16 protein-coding genes are annotated in these 17,465 nt (G+C 41.2%); 10 read left to right on the top strand and 6 right to left on the bottom strand.

All coding sequences use genetic code 11. From position 1 onward, the window contains the following. Positions 1-41: 41 nt before the first annotated feature. The 4 genes from AC0UA9_RS12015 to AC0UA9_RS12000 all read left to right on the top strand — a co-directional run bounded on the left by AC0UA9_RS12015 (position 42) and on the right by AC0UA9_RS12000 (position 4,170). Positions 42-578: a GNAT family N-acetyltransferase gene (locus tag AC0UA9_RS12015; protein ID WP_475660337.1), complete on the top strand. Its 537-nt coding sequence runs from the start codon at positions 42-44 to the stop codon at positions 576-578. A gap of 153 nt (positions 579-731) precedes the next feature. Beyond that, on the top strand, positions 732-1,301 hold the full coding sequence (locus AC0UA9_RS12010; protein ID WP_475660336.1) for a fused MFS/spermidine synthase: 570 nt from the start codon (positions 732-734) through the stop codon (positions 1,299-1,301). Further along, positions 1,294-2,187: a spermidine synthase gene (locus AC0UA9_RS12005; protein WP_475660335.1), complete on the top strand. Its 894-nt coding sequence runs from the start codon at positions 1,294-1,296 to the stop codon at positions 2,185-2,187. The genes AC0UA9_RS12010 and AC0UA9_RS12005 overlap by 8 nt, the downstream gene beginning before the upstream one ends. 87 nt (positions 2,188-2,274) lie before the next feature. After that, entirely contained in the window at positions 2,275-4,170 is a 1,896-nt protein-coding gene (locus AC0UA9_RS12000) for a propionyl-CoA synthetase (RefSeq protein WP_475660334.1), read from the top strand. A gap of 257 nt (positions 4,171-4,427) precedes the next feature. Here the strand turns inward: AC0UA9_RS12000 and rluF are convergent, their stop codons facing one another. Next, a complete protein-coding gene (rluF, locus tag AC0UA9_RS11995; RefSeq protein ID WP_475660333.1) occupies positions 4,428-5,231 on the bottom strand; it encodes a 23S rRNA pseudouridine(2604) synthase RluF in 804 nt (267 codons plus the stop codon). A gap of 97 nt (positions 5,232-5,328) precedes the next feature. Here rluF and AC0UA9_RS11990 point away from each other — a divergent pair, with 97 nt between their 5' ends. Beyond that, a complete protein-coding gene (locus AC0UA9_RS11990; RefSeq protein ID WP_475660332.1) occupies positions 5,329-6,027 on the top strand; it encodes a glycerophosphodiester phosphodiesterase in 699 nt (232 codons plus the stop codon). A gap of 70 nt (positions 6,028-6,097) precedes the next feature. On the opposite strand, the gene hutI is transcribed toward AC0UA9_RS11990, so the two are convergent. Further along, complete coding sequence (gene hutI, locus AC0UA9_RS11985) at positions 6,098-7,387, bottom strand: imidazolonepropionase (protein ID WP_475660331.1); 1,290 nt, start codon at positions 7,385-7,387, stop codon at positions 6,098-6,100. Positions 7,388-7,540: 153 nt separating this feature from the next. Between hutI and hutC the strand changes: the two genes are divergently transcribed. The 4 genes from hutC to AC0UA9_RS11965 all read left to right on the top strand — a co-directional run bounded on the left by hutC (position 7,541) and on the right by AC0UA9_RS11965 (position 12,363). Then, a complete protein-coding gene (gene hutC / locus AC0UA9_RS11980) occupies positions 7,541-8,269 on the top strand; it encodes a histidine utilization repressor (protein ID WP_475660330.1) in 729 nt (242 codons plus the stop codon). A 113-nt stretch (positions 8,270-8,382) separates the two neighbouring features. Continuing rightward, positions 8,383-10,098 carry a urocanate hydratase gene (hutU, locus tag AC0UA9_RS11975; protein ID WP_475660329.1) on the top strand — a complete coding sequence of 572 codons (1,716 nt, stop codon included), beginning with the start codon at positions 8,383-8,385 and terminating at the stop codon, positions 10,096-10,098. A gap of 180 nt (positions 10,099-10,278) precedes the next feature. Further along, the gene (gene hutH / locus AC0UA9_RS11970; protein ID WP_475660328.1) at positions 10,279-11,835 is read left to right on the top strand and encodes a histidine ammonia-lyase; all 1,557 of its coding nucleotides are present in this window, start codon (positions 10,279-10,281) and stop codon (positions 11,833-11,835) included. Positions 11,836-11,994: 159 nt separating this feature from the next. Beyond that, entirely contained in the window at positions 11,995-12,363 is a 369-nt protein-coding gene (locus AC0UA9_RS11965) for a PH domain-containing protein (RefSeq protein WP_475660327.1), read from the top strand. 11 nt (positions 12,364-12,374) lie between these two features. Here AC0UA9_RS11965 and AC0UA9_RS11960 read toward each other — a convergent pair whose 3' ends face one another. The 3 genes from AC0UA9_RS11960 to AC0UA9_RS11950 form a co-directional block, all read right to left on the bottom strand. Beyond that, positions 12,375-13,316 carry a tRNA-dihydrouridine synthase gene (locus AC0UA9_RS11960; protein WP_475660369.1) on the bottom strand — a complete coding sequence of 314 codons (942 nt, stop codon included), beginning with the start codon at positions 13,314-13,316 and terminating at the stop codon, positions 12,375-12,377. A 340-nt stretch (positions 13,317-13,656) separates the two neighbouring features. Continuing rightward, positions 13,657-14,523 (bottom strand): NAD-dependent epimerase/dehydratase family protein, encoded by an 867-nt coding sequence (locus AC0UA9_RS11955; protein ID WP_475660326.1) that lies wholly within the window; start codon positions 14,521-14,523, stop codon positions 13,657-13,659. A gap of 63 nt (positions 14,524-14,586) precedes the next feature. Continuing rightward, positions 14,587-15,513, bottom strand: coding sequence for a bifunctional GNAT family N-acetyltransferase/hotdog fold thioesterase (locus AC0UA9_RS11950; protein ID WP_475660325.1), 927 nt, complete (start codon positions 15,511-15,513; stop codon positions 14,587-14,589). Positions 15,514-15,575: 62 nt separating this feature from the next. On the opposite strand from AC0UA9_RS11950, the gene AC0UA9_RS11945 reads away from it, so the two are divergent. Continuing rightward, on the top strand, positions 15,576-16,364 hold the full coding sequence (locus AC0UA9_RS11945) for a class I SAM-dependent methyltransferase (protein WP_475660324.1): 789 nt from the start codon (positions 15,576-15,578) through the stop codon (positions 16,362-16,364). 118 nt (positions 16,365-16,482) lie between these two features. On the opposite strand, the gene AC0UA9_RS11940 is transcribed toward AC0UA9_RS11945, so the two are convergent. Then, positions 16,483-17,283: a hypothetical protein gene (locus tag AC0UA9_RS11940; RefSeq protein ID WP_475660368.1), complete on the bottom strand. Its 801-nt coding sequence runs from the start codon at positions 17,281-17,283 to the stop codon at positions 16,483-16,485. Between the last annotated feature and the right edge of the window lie 182 nt (positions 17,284-17,465).

The following is a 17,465-nucleotide window of genomic DNA, read 5'->3' as shown; positions in this document are numbered from 1 at the left end:
AGATTACAATAAACAAATGTTGATATGCAAATGATATAGTGATGATGAAAGACTCTGCACGATTAAAGTTTCGCCTTATGGGCCCCGAAGACGTACAGGCACTCTGGGTAATAGACCAAGACCCTGAGGTAATGCATTTTCTTAATGGCGGTAAACCAACGACTATGAAAACCATCAATGAGGTTTTCTTACCGCGTATGCAAGCTTACCGAGATCCGAGCAAAGGCTTTGGTATTTGGCAGGTATCTAACAAGGTTACTGGTGAGTATCTTGGCTGGGTGTTAGCACGCCCCATATCATTTTTTACCGACAAGCCAGACTTTACCAATATAGAATTAGGCTGGCGATTTTTCAAGAAAGCCTGGGGGAAAGGGTATGCCACCGAAGCGGCTATAGCCATGAAGTCGATGCTAGCTAAACAAGCTGATATTGCTCATATCTCTGCTTTAGCGGTAGAAAACAACCTTAGCTCTATTGCTGTAATGAAAAGAGTGGGAATGCAATTTATCAAAAACTACAATCACCAAGACCCTAAGGGTAACTTTATCGCGGTGCACTACCAAATGCCGATAAAATAGCTTATTCTGGTTTTTATCGCTAAAACTAAAAGGAGTACCCCTCTGGACACTTCAATTGAAAATTCAGACAGCCTTGATAATACAAGAGATTATCAACAAAATTATCCCAACATTTTAATTTACTTGCTTGCTTTCATCAGTGGTTTTTCCATCATGGGCATCGAATTATTAGGTGGCAGAATTTTAGCGCCTTATTTTGGTAGCTCTGTTCATATTTGGGGCAGTATTATTACTGTATTTATGTTGAGCCTATCGTTAGGGTATTTACTTGGCGGAAAACTGTCAACACGCTCTCCATCACTTGCCATTTATGGCTTAATATTCGTGGCTGCCGCTATTATGGTATTGCCCATTGTAATATTTGGCCAAACGCTAATGGAGTTCGTTTTTTTAACGATTGAAGATTCGCGCTACGGATCGTTACTCGCTTCAATCATATTGTTTTTTATTCCTACCGTTATTTTAGGTATGTTATCCCCCTACTCTGTCCGTTTACTTGTGACCAGCTCTGATGAGAGTGGGCAAGTAGCAGGAAAACTCTATTTTGTTTCTACCTTAGGTAGCGCTTTGGGTACAATTGTTAGCTCATTTTATTTAATTTTATGGTTTGATATTAATACCATTATTTATAGCTTTAGCGTGCTACTGGCTTGTTTAGGTTTACTCGCAATTTTTATCCACAAATCTCGGCAAGTAACAAGTATGGAGAATTGTCATGTATAAGAAGGTTACACTATTTCTTTTAGTTTTCTTCATAGGGCATACTGCTCACGCTAAAGTTGTTCATCAAGAGCGCTCGCTATATCGCAATATTTTAGTAGAAGATACCAACGACTTACGTTGTTTAAAATTTAACACTAAAAGCAGCAAAACCCAGCAAAGCTGTTTTTTAAAAAGCCAGCCTAACCAGCTTGTTTTTAATTACACAAAACTCTTAATGACAGGTCTATTATTACAGCCAGCACCTAAGCGTATTTTAATTGTCGGCTTAGGTGGCGGTACTATGTCAAATACGCTGTCTCAGCTTTATCCGCAAAGTAAAATAGATAACATAGAAATTGATCCTGCGGTAATTAAAGTGGCCCGTGACTACTTTGGTTTTTTAGAAAACGACCGAATTAAAACCTATGCACAAGACGGCCGTATTTTTATCAAACGGGCATTACTTAAAAAACAAACTTATGACTGGATAATTTTAGATGCTTTTAATGGCGATTATATTCCTGATCATTTAATGACAAAAGAGTTTTTACAAGAAGCTAAGGCCTTACTGACAGAAGATGGCATATTAAGCGCGAATACTTTTTCATTAAGCAAGCTTTACGCCCATGAATCTGCAACTTACAAAGCCGTTTTTGGCCATTTTTTCCAGGTAGCCAATAGCAATAATTCAAACCGAATTATTGTAGTGCGTAAAAATGGTTTCTCCAACCAACGCATTCACGACAGTGTAATTCAATCACTTGATAACAGTTTATCTGCTTATGGCGTTGATATTAAGTTGCTTTACCGCAACATGGTTAGTACAAAGGACAAGCAAGATTGGCCAGAGGATACACGTTTACTTACAGACCAGTTTTCGCCCGCTAATTTGTTAAATATAAAATAGCTGCAAAATTAGCCTAAGGTCTAATTGGTTTACTTTGTCGACACTTTTATAGTGTTTGTATAAGTCATCACTTAATCGAGGCATTTAATGAGCTTTGCAGACAAACAAAGAGAAGCGGTTAATTCAACAGAATCTTATTGGAACAAGCAGTCAAAGCTTGTTTCTTGGTTTACCCCCCCTAAGACCATATTGTCGACAAATAATAACGGTTGGACTGATTGGTTTGCTGACGGTGAATTAAATACCAGCTACCTGGCACTGGACTATCACGTTGAGCAAGGGCGTGGCGAACAAATTGCCCTTATTTACGACTCACCAGTGACGAATACTAAGCAAACATTTACTTACCTTGAATTAACCGAGCAAGTGGCAAAGTTTGCTGGTGTATTGCAAAAGCAGCAGGTAAGCAAAGGTGATCGCGTGCTTATTTATATGCCAATGATCCCACAAGCAGCTATCGCAATGTTAGCCTGCGCTAGAATTGGCGCTATTCACTCAGTCGTTTTTGGTGGTTTTGCCGCTAAAGAGCTTGCGGTGCGCATTGACGATGCTGAGCCTAAAGTAGTGGTGAGCGCTAGCTGTGGCATTGAAATTGAAAAAGTCATTCCTTATAAACCTTTGCTTGATAATGCAATTGAATTAGCAACGCATAAGCCAAGTAGCGCTATTATTTATCAAAGAGCGCAATTAAGCGCCAGCATGGACAATGAATGTGACCATGACTGGCAAGCGCTAATGGCTAACGCACAAGCTATTGCGCCCGTTAAACTTAAAAGTACTGACCCGCTTTATATTCTTTACACCTCAGGCACTACCGGCAAACCTAAAGGAGTGGTGAGAGATAATGGCGGCCACGCAGTCGCAATGCGTTACAGCATGAAGAATATTTATGGTATGAAAGCGGGTGATGTTTTTTGGGCAGCCTCAGATGTCGGCTGGGTTGTTGGCCACTCTTATATTATTTACGCGCCATTAATTGCGGGTTGCAGTACCATTTTGTATGAAGGCAAACCGATAAAAACTCCCGATGCTGGTGCTTTTTGGCGAGTATGTGAAGAATACAAGGTTAATGTACTTTTTAGTGCACCAACGGCGTTTCGTGCTATTGCCAAAGAAGATCCTGACGGCGCGTTAATGCACAAGTATGATTTATCTCACCTAAAACGCCTTTATCTCGCCGGAGAACGTTTAGACCCAGCCACTTATCATTGGCTAGGTCAAAAGTCTCAATTACCGGTTATTGACCATTGGTGGCAAACCGAAACTGGCTGGGCTATTGCTAGCACCCCTTTTACTGATGAAACCGGCACTGAGCTTATGCCAACCAAAGCTGGCTCAGCTGGTTTTCCTGTGCCAGGTTTTAATGTGGAAGTACTTGATGCATACGGTAAAGCCCTGCCCGCCAACCACCAAGGGACGGTTGCCATTAAACTACCAATGCCACCAGGATGCTTAGCCACAATTTACCAAGACGAAGCACGTTTTAAATCAAGCTACTTGTCAATACACCCAGGCTATTATGTGACCGGTGATGGTGGCTATATCGATGATTCGGGCTATTTGTTTATTATGGGACGAACCGATGACGTCATTAATGTTGCTGGACACAGGTTATCAACCGGCGAAATGGAAGAAGTGCTCTCTAGCCATAGTGCCGTAGCCGAATGTGCTGTTATTGGTATTAATGACCCCCTAAAAGGCCAAGTGCCTTTTGGGTTAGTGGTAATAAAAAATGGTATTGAAGAAAGTGATGACAGCTTAACAAAAGCCCTTAAAGGCAAAGTACGGACAGAAATTGGTGCCATTGCTTCATTAAAAGGGTTAATTATCGTTGAACGCTTACCTAAAACACGCTCTGGCAAAATTCTGCGCAAAACCTTAAGGCAAATGATAGACGGCCAACAAATTGATATTCCCTCCACCATTGACGACCCACAGGTATTAGATGAGTTAGCGCTTAGGTTAACGGGGATCACGAGCTAAGTTTATTATCTCTTACGCACCTAATACCTATTCATAGGTTAGACATTAAGATGCTATCAGTACTCTCTTCCTGATTATCATCATTTTGTCATGGTAGGTCGGCATTTATGCCGTCAAATAGCGGCCCATTAGGTCATGACTGATGGGCTAAAGCCCCACTGACAAATAAGTGATCGTTTTTAAAGTCCTACCTATGGGTACTAGATACTAGGTGCTAGGTACTAGGTACTAGATACTAGCATCAACAACTTAACCTATTAGGTCTTGCTATGTTGTCGTGCTATGTTTTTTGCCGCCGCGTGTTCATTACCTGTTTTACTAGAGCCGCCAACCGCTTGGTTAATTTCAGCCATTTCTGCTTGCGTTAAATCACGCCACTGCCCAGGCTTTAAATTATTTAAGGTTACATTCATAATGCGCAAACGCTTTAACTTTTTCACCTCATAATCTAAATATTCACACATACGGCGTATTTGACGGTTTAAACCTTGCGTTAAAATAATCGTAAAAACAAAACGGCTCTCCATGCGTACTATACAAGGCTTGCTGATAGTACCTAAAAGCGGTACACCACGTGACATACGTTTAATAAAGCGCTCACTAATGGGTTTGTCTACCGTGACCAGGTATTCTTTGTCGTGCGCATTTTCAGCACGTAAAATTTTATTAACGATATCACCGTCACTGGTTAGAAAAATTAAGCCCTCAGAGGGTTTATCTAAACGACCAATGGGAAAAATGCGTTCTTTGTGGCCAATAGCATCAATAATATTACCGCGCACATGTGGCTCTGTGGTGCAGGTAATACCCACAGGTTTATTGTAAGCTATATAAATACGGTCAGACTTATTTTTAGCGCTCGCTAAAATAGGCTTACCGTCAACCTTAACTTCGTCACCTATTTGTACCTTGGTGCCTAGTTCAGGCAACTTACCATTCACGGTAACACGATTCGCCTCAATTAATTTATCAGCACCGCGGCGAGAACAAAAACCAGACTCACTAATAAATTTATTTAAACGCTTGCTGTTACTTGCGTCATTAGTGCTACTGTTAGTCATTAGGTAATCTGCCATCTTGTTTTTTAAAAGGTGTATTATACTAAAAGCCAGTACCAAAACCCAACAGTAAAACCTAAATAATACCGTGGAGTTATTGATGAAAGTTTTTGCCCATCGCGGCGCAAGCGGCACAGAGCCCGAAAATACATTACGGGCTATTCAAGCAGCACTTGATGCTGACGTAGACGGTATAGAAATTGATATATATGAAGCGGACAACACGCTTTTTGTTATTCATGATCGCTGGTTACATCGCACCACTTCAGGCAATGGACAAATATCACATTATAATACTGCCCACTTGCGTAGTTTAGACGCTGGTTTAGGTGAAATAATTCCAACGCTGGATGAAGTGTTATTATTAATCGCCGGACAATGTATTATCAACATAGAATTAAAAAGCATTAATAACATAAATTTACTGTATAACTATCTTGATAAGGCTGTAAACACGACTTCCTTAACTGCTAACAATATTCTGTTGTCTTCATTTAATCATCGCTTATTAAATATTATTCACCAGCAACGGGAAGAGTTTGCTATTGGTGCGCTCACCGCTTGCTATCCGTTAGATTATGCACAGTTTGCCGAGCAACTTAATGCACATTCAGTACATTTAAGTGTTGATTTCATCAGTGAGCACTTTGTTGAAGACGCCCATAAACGTGGTTTACAAGTGTATGTTTACACCGTAGATGAATTGGAAGATATCCAAACAATGAAAGCGCTTGGCGTAGATGGTATTTTTTCTAATTTTCCCACAAGAACCAAAAGCCATTTAGCGCATTTACGTTAGCGTGTTTCGTCACAACAGCAGCACTAGGGCGCTTTATTCAGGGGGGCTTTCACCACGACTGCTTTACACACTAGATAACTCTGTTGCCATTTTGTATTAACGCACTTAACGGGTTAACACCAAACTGGTAACAAAGCTCTGCCGGTTGCTCAATATCCCACAGCACCATATCGGCATCAAAACCTACAGCTAGTTTGCCCTTCGTTGTAGACAACCCTAACGCTTTAGCGGCATTACAAGTCACTCCCGCAAGTGCCTCGCTTGGGGTTAAGCTAAATAAAGTACACGCCATGTTCAGCATTAGCATAATGGAGCAAAGCGGTGATGTACCTGGGTTAACATCCGTTGCGACTGCCATTGCCACCCCATGTTTTCGTAATAATTCAATGGGCGGTAACTGGGTTTCTCGTAAAAAATAAAAAGCGCCGGGTAATAACACAGCTGTCATGTTTGCGGCTTTCATCGCTTTTATGCCTTGCTCTGCTAGAAATTCCACATGATCACTCGACAAAGCTTGGTATTTAGCCGCCAACTCAGTACCCCCAATATTAGATAACTGCTCTGCGTGCAATTTTATCGCTAAGCCATGTTCGGCCGCTGCAATTAATACTCGCTCTGTTTGTTCAAGATTAAAGCCTATATTTTCACAAAAAACATCAACAGAATCTGCTAGTTTTTGCATGGCGATAACGGGTATCATTTCTTCGCATACTAAATCAATATAACTGTCGGCATCATCTTTATACTCTGTGGGTAAGGCATGAGCCCCTAAAAAAGTGCGCTTAATTGTTACCGGTAACTCATTAGCTAACTGGCCTGCCACCTTTAACATTTTTACTTCAGTGGTAAGATCTAAACCATAACCTGATTTAATTTCAACCGTGGTAACACCTTGTTGATGAAGCGCCGTTAACCGCGCCAAAGCACTTGCTAACAATTCGGCTTCTGTTGCTGCTCTTGTTGCCTGCACTGTGGCAAGAATACCACCGCCAGCTTGTGCTATTTCTTGATAGCTTTTACCTTGCAAACGCATTTCAAACTCATTGGCACGGCTTCCACCATAAACAAGATGCGTATGGCAGTCGATTAATCCTGGGGTTAGCCATTGCCCTTGAGCATCGATTACCTCTACTTTATCCGCGTCATAGGCAGGTAAATCAACCTGTTTACCCACCCAAGCAATTTTTCCATCACTAATGGCTATTGCTCCTGCTAAAATTTCAACATAATCAGACAGTTGGCTACAGTTATTACGCTTATCCATCGTGGCCAAGTTGACATTAAGCCACAGTGTTTGCCAGCGGTGAGCTTGAAGTTTGGCTTGCTTATCTATGGGTGTTCGCGCTGAAGTGCTTGTCATAACAAATACCTAGAATGTGTAAAATTTCATTCCACTGACTGTAGCTTAGAAAGGACTAACAAGCAATAGTTGTATATACAACTATTGCTTTGACGGTAAAATTATGCGAACGTATAGACAACTACTGCTAGTAAAGAATCAATTGGTTATATCATGAGTGAGACAAGTTCAAATAACAATAAAAAGCCGGCCAAATATAGTGTGATTAAAAAATACATCTGCCAGCAAATAGAGTCTGGCCAATGGCTACAACATTATAAAGTGCCTTCTGAAAATGAGCTAACACAACAGTTTGATGTCAGCCGTATGACCGCTCGCCGTGCCCTTCAAGAGTTAACAGAACAAGGCATTCTTGTTCGAACACAAGGCTCAGGCACTTTTGTTGCCACCTTAAAGTCACAATCATCATTATTAGAAATCCGCAATATTAGTGATGAAATCAATGAGCGAGGCCATCAACATCATGCGCAACAGCTTAAACTTGAGTCGGTAGCAGTGAATGAAGAAATTGGTATTTTATTAAACTTAAAAAATAATGAGCAGGTGTTCTTTTCACAAGTTTTACATTTTGAAAATGACCAAGCTATCCAATTAGAACAGCGTTATGTTAACGCCAACTTAGTGCCCGAGTATTTATTACAAGACTTTACTAAAATCACCCCACATGAATATTTGTCTGCCGTTGCCCCATTAACAGAAGCTACTCATGAAGTTGAGGCTGTTTTAGCAAGCCAGGATATTTGCCAGTTACTGGCGATTAATAACACGGTCCCGTGCTTACAAGTTAAACGTAGAACGTGGTCTAACAAAGGCGTAGTGAGCTTGGCCATATTAACCGCACCTGGCGACAAGTACCGACTAGGGGGCCACCTTAAGTTCTAGCGTTATTATTTTCACACGAACACTTCAAGCCAAGTAGTCGGTAAAAAGAACCTACCGAACAATTTTCTCTATTAATTATGAATACATGTAAAGCATTATAAAGAGGACAACTCATGACAACTCATTCTCCTACAGCAAATACCACTGCAGATAGTAATTTACGCCTTGATACGTCAAGGATTATTCGTGCTGATCGTGGCACAACAATGACCGCAAAAAGCTGGCTAACAGAAGCGGCCAAGCGTATGTTAATGAATAATTTAGACCCTGAAGTAGCCGAGCATCCACAGTCATTAGTTGTTTATGGTGGTATTGGCCGTGCTGCACGTAATTGGGCCTGTTTTGATAAAATTATTGAGGTGCTCAATCGCCTTGAAAATGATGAAACCTTAATGGTGCAATCAGGTAAACCGGTCGGCGTATTTAAAACCCATGAAAATGCACCGCGTGTGTTAATTGCGAACTCAAATTTAGTACCCAATTGGGCAAACTGGGAACACTTTAACGCATTAGATAAAGAAGGCTTAATGATGTACGGCCAAATGACTGCCGGCTCTTGGATTTATATTGGCTCTCAAGGTATTGTACAAGGCACATACGAGACCTTCGTTGCCATGGCTAAACAACATTTTAATGGCAATACTAAAGGCAAGTGGGTTTTAACTGGCGGCTTAGGCGGTATGGGTGGAGCGCAACCGCTAGCGGCAACTATGGCTGGGTTTTCAGCCTTGGTGGTTGAGTGTGACGAAACACGTATCGACTTTCGCATTAACACCCGCTACGTTGACAAAAAAGCAAAAAATTTAGACCAAGCATTGGCGATGATAAATGACGCTAGCGCAAAAGGTGAAGCGATTTCAGTGGGTTTATTAGGGAACGCTGCCGATGTTTTTCCTGAATTAGTAAAACGCGGGATCACGCCTGATGTGGTAACCGATCAAACGTCTGCGCACGACCCTTTAAATGGTTATTTACCACAAGGCTGGACGATGGACTATGCCGCTAACATGCGTTTAAAAGACGAAGCTTTGGTAGTAAAAGCCGCTAAGCAATCCATGGCAATACAAGTTCAAGCCATGCTTGACTTACAGTCGGCAGGTGCTGCCACAACTGACTATGGTAATAATATTCGCCAAATGGCACTCGAAGAAGGGGTAAGCAATGCCTTTGATTTCCCCGGCTTTGTTCCTGCTTACGTGCGGCCATTATTTTGTGAAGGCATTGGGCCATTTCGTTGGGTTGCCCTTTCGGGGGATCCTGAAGATATTTACAAAACCGACGCTAAAGTAAAAGAATTAATACCAAACAATCCTCATTTACATCATTGGTTAGACATGGCGCGTGAGCGTATTGCCTTTCAAGGCTTACCCGCGCGAATTTGCTGGGTTGGCTTAAAAGACAGAGCGCGTTTAGCGTTGGCCTTTAATGACATGGTTAAAGCAGGTGAGCTTTCTGCGCCTGTAGTTATTGGCCGTGACCATTTAGACTCAGGTTCAGTTGCTTCACCTAACCGTGAAACTGAGAGCATGTTAGACGGCTCTGACGCGGTGTCAGACTGGCCTTTACTCAATGCTTTATTATCAACTTCTGGTGGTGCTACTTGGGTTAGCATACATCACGGCGGCGGTGTTGGCATGGGCTTTAGTCAACATTCGGGCGTGGTAATTGTGGCCGATGGCACAGACGAAGCCGCTGCGCGTATTGGCCGTGTTTTATGGAACGACCCAGCTACAGGTGTTATGCGCCACGCTGATGCAGGTTACGATCTCGCAATCAATTGTGCGAAAGAGCAAGGGCTAGACTTACCGATGCTAGAGACTAGGTACTAGGGACTAGGGACTAGAGACTAGGGACTAGGGACTAGGTACTAGGTACTAGAGACTAGGTACTAGAGACTAGGTACTAGGTACTAGAGACTAGGTACTAGAGACTAGGTACTAGAGACTAGATACTAGGGACTAGAGGCTAGAGACTAGGTACTAGGTAAGACAACTAATATTGAGAAATGTATGAATCAAATAACAGAATTAACTATTACCCCAGGGCAGTTAACCCTTGCACAATTGCGCGAGGTGAACCGCTATGACGGTATTCAATACAGCTTAAATAGCAATGCCTTTGCTGATATTAACAAAAGTGCTGATGCAGTACAGCAAGTCATTAAAGATGGCCGTGTGGTTTATGGTATTAATACCGGCTTTGGCTTGTTAGCTAGCACGCGCATTAAGGAAAATGAACTGGAACTCTTGCAACGCTCTATTGTGTTGTCACATTCAGCAGGGTTTGGCGAGTACATGGAAGATGCGACCGTTCGCTTAATGATGGTGCTAAAAATAAACTCGCTGTCTCGAGGTTTTTCAGGTATTCGCTTAAAGGTCATTCAAGCGTTAATCTCTTTGTTAAATGCGCAAGTTTATCCTTGTGTTCCTAAAAAAGGCTCTGTGGGTGCTTCTGGTGATTTAGCGCCGCTTTCCCATATGGTTTTACCCTTACTGGGTGAAGGCGAAGTGTCGTATCAAGACCAGGTAATTACAGCGGCAGCTGGCCTAAAAATAGCAGGGCTTGAACCCATTACGCTAGCAGCAAAAGAAGGATTAGCTTTATTAAACGGCACACAGGCCTCCACAGCTTTTGCATTAGAAGGCCTGTTTCACGCGGAAGACTTATACGCTGCAGGAACGGTAATAGGCTCAATGTCTGTCGAAGCAGCAATGGGCTCACGTGCACCCTTTGACCACAGAGTGCACTGGGTTCGCGGACAGCAAGGTCAAATTGATGCGGCGCGTGCTTATCGTCATATTCTATCTGGCCATTCTGAAATTTCGCAAGCACACGTAAATTGCGACAAAGTACAAGACCCTTATTCGCTTCGCTGCCAACCACAGGTAATGGGTGCTTGTTTAACCCAAATTCGCCAAGCTGCTGAGGTTTTACATGCTGAGGCCAATGGCGTAACAGATAACCCTTTAGTGTTTGCTAACGAAGGTGACTTTATTTCTGCTGGTAACTTTCATGCAGAGCCCGTTGCTATGGCCGCTGATAATTTAGCTTTAGCCATTGCTGAAATTGGCTCCTTGTCTGAACGGAGAATGGCATTACTCATTGATGCTAGTTTAAGTAAATTACCGCCCTTTTTAGTTGATAATGGTGGAGTAAACTCTGGCTTTATGATCGCACAAGTCACTTCTGCAGCCCTTGCCTCAGAAAATAAAAGTTTAGCGCATCCTGCTTCTGTTGATAGTTTACCAACGTCTGCTAATCAAGAAGATCACGTTTCTATGGCATGTTTCGCTGGCCGCCGCTTAGTCGACATGGCAGAGAATACCAACGGTGTACTTGCTGTTGAATACTTAGCTGCAGCACAAGGGCTAGACTTTAGAGCACCACTAAAAGGCTCTGTTTTTATAGAACAAGCTAAAGCTATGTTACGGGCAACGGTCAGTTTTTATGACAAAGACCGATACTTCGCCCCTGATATTGTTGAAGCTTCCGCTATTATTAGCGACGGTGAGTTAAATCAGTTGATGCCTGAGCGCTTATTACCCAGCCTTGAGTATGTTTGCTAGCATATCAAGGCACCCTAACCAAAAGCGAGAGACGATTAAGGCAACTTTGTAACACTACCAATTTTGTTGATTTTCTCTATTGATAGTTATAAGGTTTATGAGAGGCTGCCCTCCACTTACACACCCTTGGGTTAAATTAGCACAACGAAAGGATACGCAATGATAGACTTTAATAACAAAACTGTTTTTAAACTAAAGCAGAACAGTGATTTCGCCGAGAAGGTAAGTGATTTACTACTCGATGACGAGCAAGTAATTGATTCGTATAAAACAATGCGTGATGGTGTTGTGTTTACCAGCAAAAGAATCATTGCCATTAATGTTCAGGGAATCACTGGCAGTAAAAAAGATTTCACCTCGTTACCCTATAAAAATATCGTCGCTTATTCTATTGAAACATCAGGCACCTTTGATCTTGATGCCGAGCTAGAAATATATTTTTCTGCCTTAGGCAAAGTTAAATTTGAGTTTACAGGTACCTCTGCCATGACTGAAATATCCAAAATCATTTCTGGGTATTGCTTATAAATGATTCATCATTAATCAGGTGAAAGCATATTCGTTATCGCCTGCGCTGTTTTCAGGGTACGGATTTCTTGAAACAGTGTATCGGCTTCACTGTAGGCTAGCTTGATGTATTTAAGCCATTGCTTAATGCGGTTTGGGTAATATTTACTTTTATCGCCATAAGTTTCACACTGGGTATAATCAAGTAACAAGTTTTGTACTTCATTCCATGGCATTACAGGCGCTTGCTGTTTAATTACTTGCGCTAAATTGGGTATCATTAAAGCACCACGGCCAACCATGATATCTTGGCAGCCAGTAATGTCTCGGCACTTTTGTGCATCTTCTTGGTTAAAGATATCTCCATTAGCAATAACGGGAATTTTGACACTTTGCTTTATTTTCGCAATCCATTGCCAGTGTGCTGGCGGTTTGTACCCTTCAAGCTTCGTTCTGGCGTGTACGGTTAATTCATTAGCACCTGCCGCTGCAATGGCTTGTGCGTTTTCGACCGCAAGGCTTTTATCTTCATAACCTAAACGAATTTTAGCGCTAACAATCGCCTCTTCTGGCACTGATTTTCTGATGGCGCTTATTATTTGATACAGGTTATCAGGATCTTTTAATAAAATCGCGCCCCCGCGGTTTTTATTCACCGTTTTTGCCGGGCAGCCAAAGTTAATGTCAACCCCATACGAGCCAAGCTCAATGACTTTAGCGGCATTGTCAGCCATACAGCTTGGGTCTTGGCCAAGTAACTGCACCCGCACAGGTGTGCCTGCCTCTGTTGTACAACCATAAGCATTCGCGTTAATCAGCTCGGGGCAATAGCGAAAAAAAGTTTTATCTGTGGTTAGTTGGTCAACAACGCGGACAAATTCAGTCACGCATAAATCATATCCACCTACTGTCGTTAGTAGCTCTCGCATTAAATGGTCAAGTACACCGTCCATTGGTGCTAATACAATTCTCATCATGATTAACTTTTATCCACGCTATTATTCGCGTCAGTGTCAAAATTTAGGCCAGCCTTAAGCTTCAGGTATTTTGTTATTAACCAATAGATATAGGTTGTTGCTAAGGCAATTAACAAGTGCACAAGTAAGGTAAGTGGCTGCAAATTTTCTTGCCACAAAAAAACCGGACCACGGTAGGTAATAAACACTAAATCTAGCAAGGATATATGCATCCAAATAATAATAAAAAGTAACTTGAGTCGGTGGCGTTCAAGAAAGGCTTTAGGAAATAAATTCAAACGATAACCAATAAAAGACGGGAGAAAATACTATTATACCATGTAGCCCAAAGAAGTAATTACTTAGTGTTAGAGGATAACCAACTGAGCAAGTCAGGGTAAGCAAATTGGTAGCCTAAAACGGCTTTCGTTTTTTCACCCAATACTATCTTAGTCACTTTCGTTTGATTTTCATGGGCAATAGGCGGCGGCTTTAACCCTAATATTTGCGCAGCCGTTTGATAATAAAGCCCTTTCGTTACGTGGGTATCACTAACACCATTAAAGATAGCTGAAGGAAGCAAGGTTTCAAGCAGTAATTTAATAAGAGCAGCGGCATCCTCTTGATGAATTAAATTCACCGGCGCTGTTGAGTTGCTTAAGGTTTTATTCGCCAAAATAAATTTACCTGGATGACGCCCTGGGCCTACTAGGCCGGCTAATCTCAGCACAAACCCTTGCTTGTCTTCTTGGTTAGCGAAGTTTAATACTGCCTGCTCAGCCGCGTTCAGTATTTGTACTTTCTCTGTTGCTAAATCAAGTGCGCTACTCTCATTTACCTCACCGTCTAAGCCGTCATATACCGCTGTACTTGACAGTAAAACAATGCGTTTAACAACACCGCTATTCTGCGCAGCCTGCACTAACTGACTGACTTTCTCGGCATAATCTACTCTGCCTTGCCTAAATTGTGGCGTAATGGCAATAACCAAACTTTGCTGTGTAAAGATATCGTGCTGGATGAGATTACTTTCTTTTGCCGGCAAGGTTAATTGTTGCGCGGGAATTGATTGTTGATTTAACTCATCTACATGTTTTTGCTGACTACTGGTTGCTAACACCGCAGTATTATTGTTGAGTAGCTTTGCGGCTAGGGCTTTTCCTAACCAACCACAGCCAATAATACCAACCGTGTTACTGGTTATTTTGTTTCTTTTATTTATCATTTTATTGCTGTCTCTTTAGAACTCTTTACCGCTATGTGATCTGCGCTATATAAAACTGCACCATTAAGCACCAACAGGGCTCTGCTTACCAGGGAGAACAACGTATTCACCTGTAAATGTGGCGGCAATATTATCACCGCAATATATACGTGCGACTAAATTAAAACGAGCTTTCTTACCTTGTGTTAAGTGGTCAAATTGGCCTGAAACATCTTTTGCAGCCACTTGCCCATAGGCTAAGCCTTTAATAGGTGAGTGATAGCGAATATTTGCCTGAGCTAACACAATATCGCCATTGAGTTCGGCATTCAATTGTTGTTGCTCTTGCAGCGCTAGGTAAACCCAACCCCACCCGGTTAAAGTGGCTAAGGTATAAATACTACCGGCAAACATTGTGTGATGAAGGTTTTGATTAAAGTCAGTATCACAAATTGTCATTAATTGGGTGCCATCATAATAACTAATTTGGATATTCATCGCCTTACTTAGCGGAATAGTTTTATGCCACAGGGTTTGTAATGCTTGCGTGTTACTATTTTTACTTTCAGGCAGTACCGTGAGTTTTTTTACCATGCGGTAATGCTTAATGTCATCGTATAGGGTATGTGAGTATTCTTGTAATTGGTAACCAAGTTTTTGATAAAAATGAATAGCACTTTCTCGGGCATTTAATACCAGCTCACTTATACCTAACTGTTGTGCTTGTTGCTCTAACGCATTTACTATTTTTTGCCCTAAGCCCTGACCTTGCCTATTATGCTTAACAGCCATGAAGCGAATTTTTCCTTGTGATATTTCGCCTTTTTCTAAGCGCCCTACCGCCAAAACTTCGCCCTGTTCATCAATAATCATTCGGTGAATAGCATATTTTTCTTGTGCGTCTTGCTCGCTGCCAAGTGCTTGTTGCCAGGGTTTTCTTAAAATTTCCCAGCGTAAATGATAATACTGTGAAAACTCTGTTGCAGTAATTGGTGCTCTTAAGGTGTACATTGTCTATCTGTCCTGATTTTTATTTTAATCACAATCTTTTTTAGTTAACCCGTTGGAGCATTATGCAATTAGCAAAACACGTTGCACAAGGAAAATTAATCTATTTGAGCCAAGATGCTAAAAGCATTTCAGTAAGCGAAAATGCACATTATCGTTGGCTTACTTTTGGCTGCGAGGTATTGGGCAGTAACAACAATGAACAGGTCATTCAAAGCGTTATGCTTAAGCGCAAACCATGGAAATTAACCTTACCCCATCAAACAGCCATGATGCTGCCTTTGTTATTTTTTAAACCTAACACCATGGTTGAATTAGGGTTAGGCGGTGGTAATATCCAGCGCTTCATCCGGCATGTATCTAATAAAATTATGCTACAAAGTGTTGAACATAGTAGCACAGTCATCAATTGCTTTGCTCAGTACTTTAATCCAGAAAACAACCACTTTACAATCATACATGGTGACAGCAAGCAATGGCTACAAGCAAATAACGGCAATTACGACTGGTATGTTTGCGATGTTTATCAGCAAGACATTGAGAGCTACCAGAGTACGGTGAATCAACTAGAGCAGTTAATCGCCAATATACAAGAAAACACCTGTTTATCAATTAATTTACCTGACGCTACAGACAACGAAGTTAATTTATTATTAACCTTATTAAAAGAAAGAGTCACCGAACACGATATTATTTATTTTCATATACCCAATTACTTAAATATTGTGATTCACTTAATACCAAAACAATGGCAAATTTATAAAAGGAAAAAACGCAGTAAACACAGTTACTTAGCCAAACATACCTTTGCAAGGTGGAAGAAGATTTGGCAGCACGGCAATAAAATCAGTTAATTTATGCCGTTATTTCAGCCGCTTAGTACAAGTGCATTAACTTGCTACTAAGCGTACTAAATAATGTACGTCACTTGTTAGCCGGCAATAGATTAAGCACAACAAAAAGGCCATTACTCTAAGGCTTTCTTTGGGTTGGCTGTGTTAAATTAACCCCTTTAGTCATGTAGATGTCATCATAAGCCAAACCACCATTACCGTAAGGTTTTTTAGCAGGCCCTGTATTGCTGTTAGCAAAAAAGGTAATTAATGCCTGCTCTCGCTTCATTCTAAAATCGGCATTTTTATAAACTAAGGTTTGCTTGCTAAATTCCCCCCCTTGTAGATAAACATCATAAGATTGCCCGCCATGTATGGCTAAGTCGTTATTGACTACATACCAAATTTGATACCATACATTGGTTTGCATCGATTTTGCTGGGCGATTTTCAGCAAAATTTTGTACTTTACTGTATTGTTGATACTTGTTATCGCTATCAACTTTCACCATAAGGGTGCCATCATTTTTAAAGCCATTAGACTCGAACTTGTCTGTCACCCGTAAGGTTGGCTCAAAGGCGTTATAACCGGCTTTTATGATTTGCTCAGGGGTTAAGTTACTGATACCAAAAGCATGATTATTTGGAAAACTCTCAACCAGAATACGCGTATAAAAAGTATATGTTTGCCCTACCGCTACAGGCTCAGGTAATACTTTAACGGATATCGCTTTACGATTGCCGACGATACCGTCGTCAGCAGGTTTTTTAATAAGGTAATGATTGTTATTGGCTGTATTTTTTTCTAGCCGAATTTGAGTTATTTGCGGGTTAGCGATAAAAGGCTTGGTCTCATTTTGTGTATCTGCGTTAAACCATCCCACTAACGCTTGTTGTTCAAAGTTGTCAATCAATAACCAAGTATCATTTTTAGGTGCCATTGAACAGGCACTCAATAATAATGTAACAATTGATAAGGATAATAAATGTCTCACGTGTCCACCTTTATTAAATGAAAACCTGAGTTTAGCAAATTTTTATTAAATAAACTGTAATGGCTACCCACCTTAACTTTGTCTCGACAAAAAACTCGCCGAAGCGAGTTTTTAAATGATCATTAATG

Source organism: Colwellia sp. F1 (assembly GCF_056238625.1).
The sequence above is the reverse complement of the archived record's forward strand: the minus strand, read 5'-3'. Positions and strand labels throughout refer to the sequence as shown.

What these genes read in the sequence shown, in the direction of transcription:
- AC0UA9_RS12015 (WP_475660337.1), top strand. Translation starts at nt 42, where the DNA reads ATGATGAAAGACTCTGCACGATTAAAGTTTCGCCTTATGGGCCCCGAA.
- AC0UA9_RS12010 (WP_475660336.1), top strand. Translation starts at nt 732, where the DNA reads ATGGGCATCGAATTATTAGGTGGCAGAATTTTAGCGCCTTATTTTGGT.
- AC0UA9_RS12005 (WP_475660335.1), top strand. Translation starts at nt 1,294, where the DNA reads ATGTATAAGAAGGTTACACTATTTCTTTTAGTTTTCTTCATAGGGCAT.
- AC0UA9_RS12000 (WP_475660334.1), top strand. Translation starts at nt 2,275, where the DNA reads ATGAGCTTTGCAGACAAACAAAGAGAAGCGGTTAATTCAACAGAATCT.
- rluF (WP_475660333.1), bottom strand. Translation starts at nt 5,231, where the DNA reads ATGACTAACAGTAGCACTAATGACGCAAGTAACAGCAAGCGTTTAAAT.
- AC0UA9_RS11990 (WP_475660332.1), top strand. Translation starts at nt 5,329, where the DNA reads ATGAAAGTTTTTGCCCATCGCGGCGCAAGCGGCACAGAGCCCGAAAAT.
- hutI (WP_475660331.1), bottom strand. Translation starts at nt 7,387, where the DNA reads ATGACAAGCACTTCAGCGCGAACACCCATAGATAAGCAAGCCAAACTT.
- hutC (WP_475660330.1), top strand. Translation starts at nt 7,541, where the DNA reads ATGAGTGAGACAAGTTCAAATAACAATAAAAAGCCGGCCAAATATAGT.
- hutU (WP_475660329.1), top strand. Translation starts at nt 8,383, where the DNA reads ATGACAACTCATTCTCCTACAGCAAATACCACTGCAGATAGTAATTTA.
- hutH (WP_475660328.1), top strand. Translation starts at nt 10,279, where the DNA reads ATGAATCAAATAACAGAATTAACTATTACCCCAGGGCAGTTAACCCTT.
- AC0UA9_RS11965 (WP_475660327.1), top strand. Translation starts at nt 11,995, where the DNA reads ATGATAGACTTTAATAACAAAACTGTTTTTAAACTAAAGCAGAACAGT.
- AC0UA9_RS11960 (WP_475660369.1), bottom strand. Translation starts at nt 13,316, where the DNA reads ATGAGAATTGTATTAGCACCAATGGACGGTGTACTTGACCATTTAATG.
- AC0UA9_RS11955 (WP_475660326.1), bottom strand. Translation starts at nt 14,523, where the DNA reads ATGATAAATAAAAGAAACAAAATAACCAGTAACACGGTTGGTATTATT.
- AC0UA9_RS11950 (WP_475660325.1), bottom strand. Translation starts at nt 15,513, where the DNA reads ATGTACACCTTAAGAGCACCAATTACTGCAACAGAGTTTTCACAGTAT.
- AC0UA9_RS11945 (WP_475660324.1), top strand. Translation starts at nt 15,576, where the DNA reads ATGCAATTAGCAAAACACGTTGCACAAGGAAAATTAATCTATTTGAGC.
- AC0UA9_RS11940 (WP_475660368.1), bottom strand. Translation starts at nt 17,283, where the DNA reads ATGGCACCTAAAAATGATACTTGGTTATTGATTGACAACTTTGAACAA.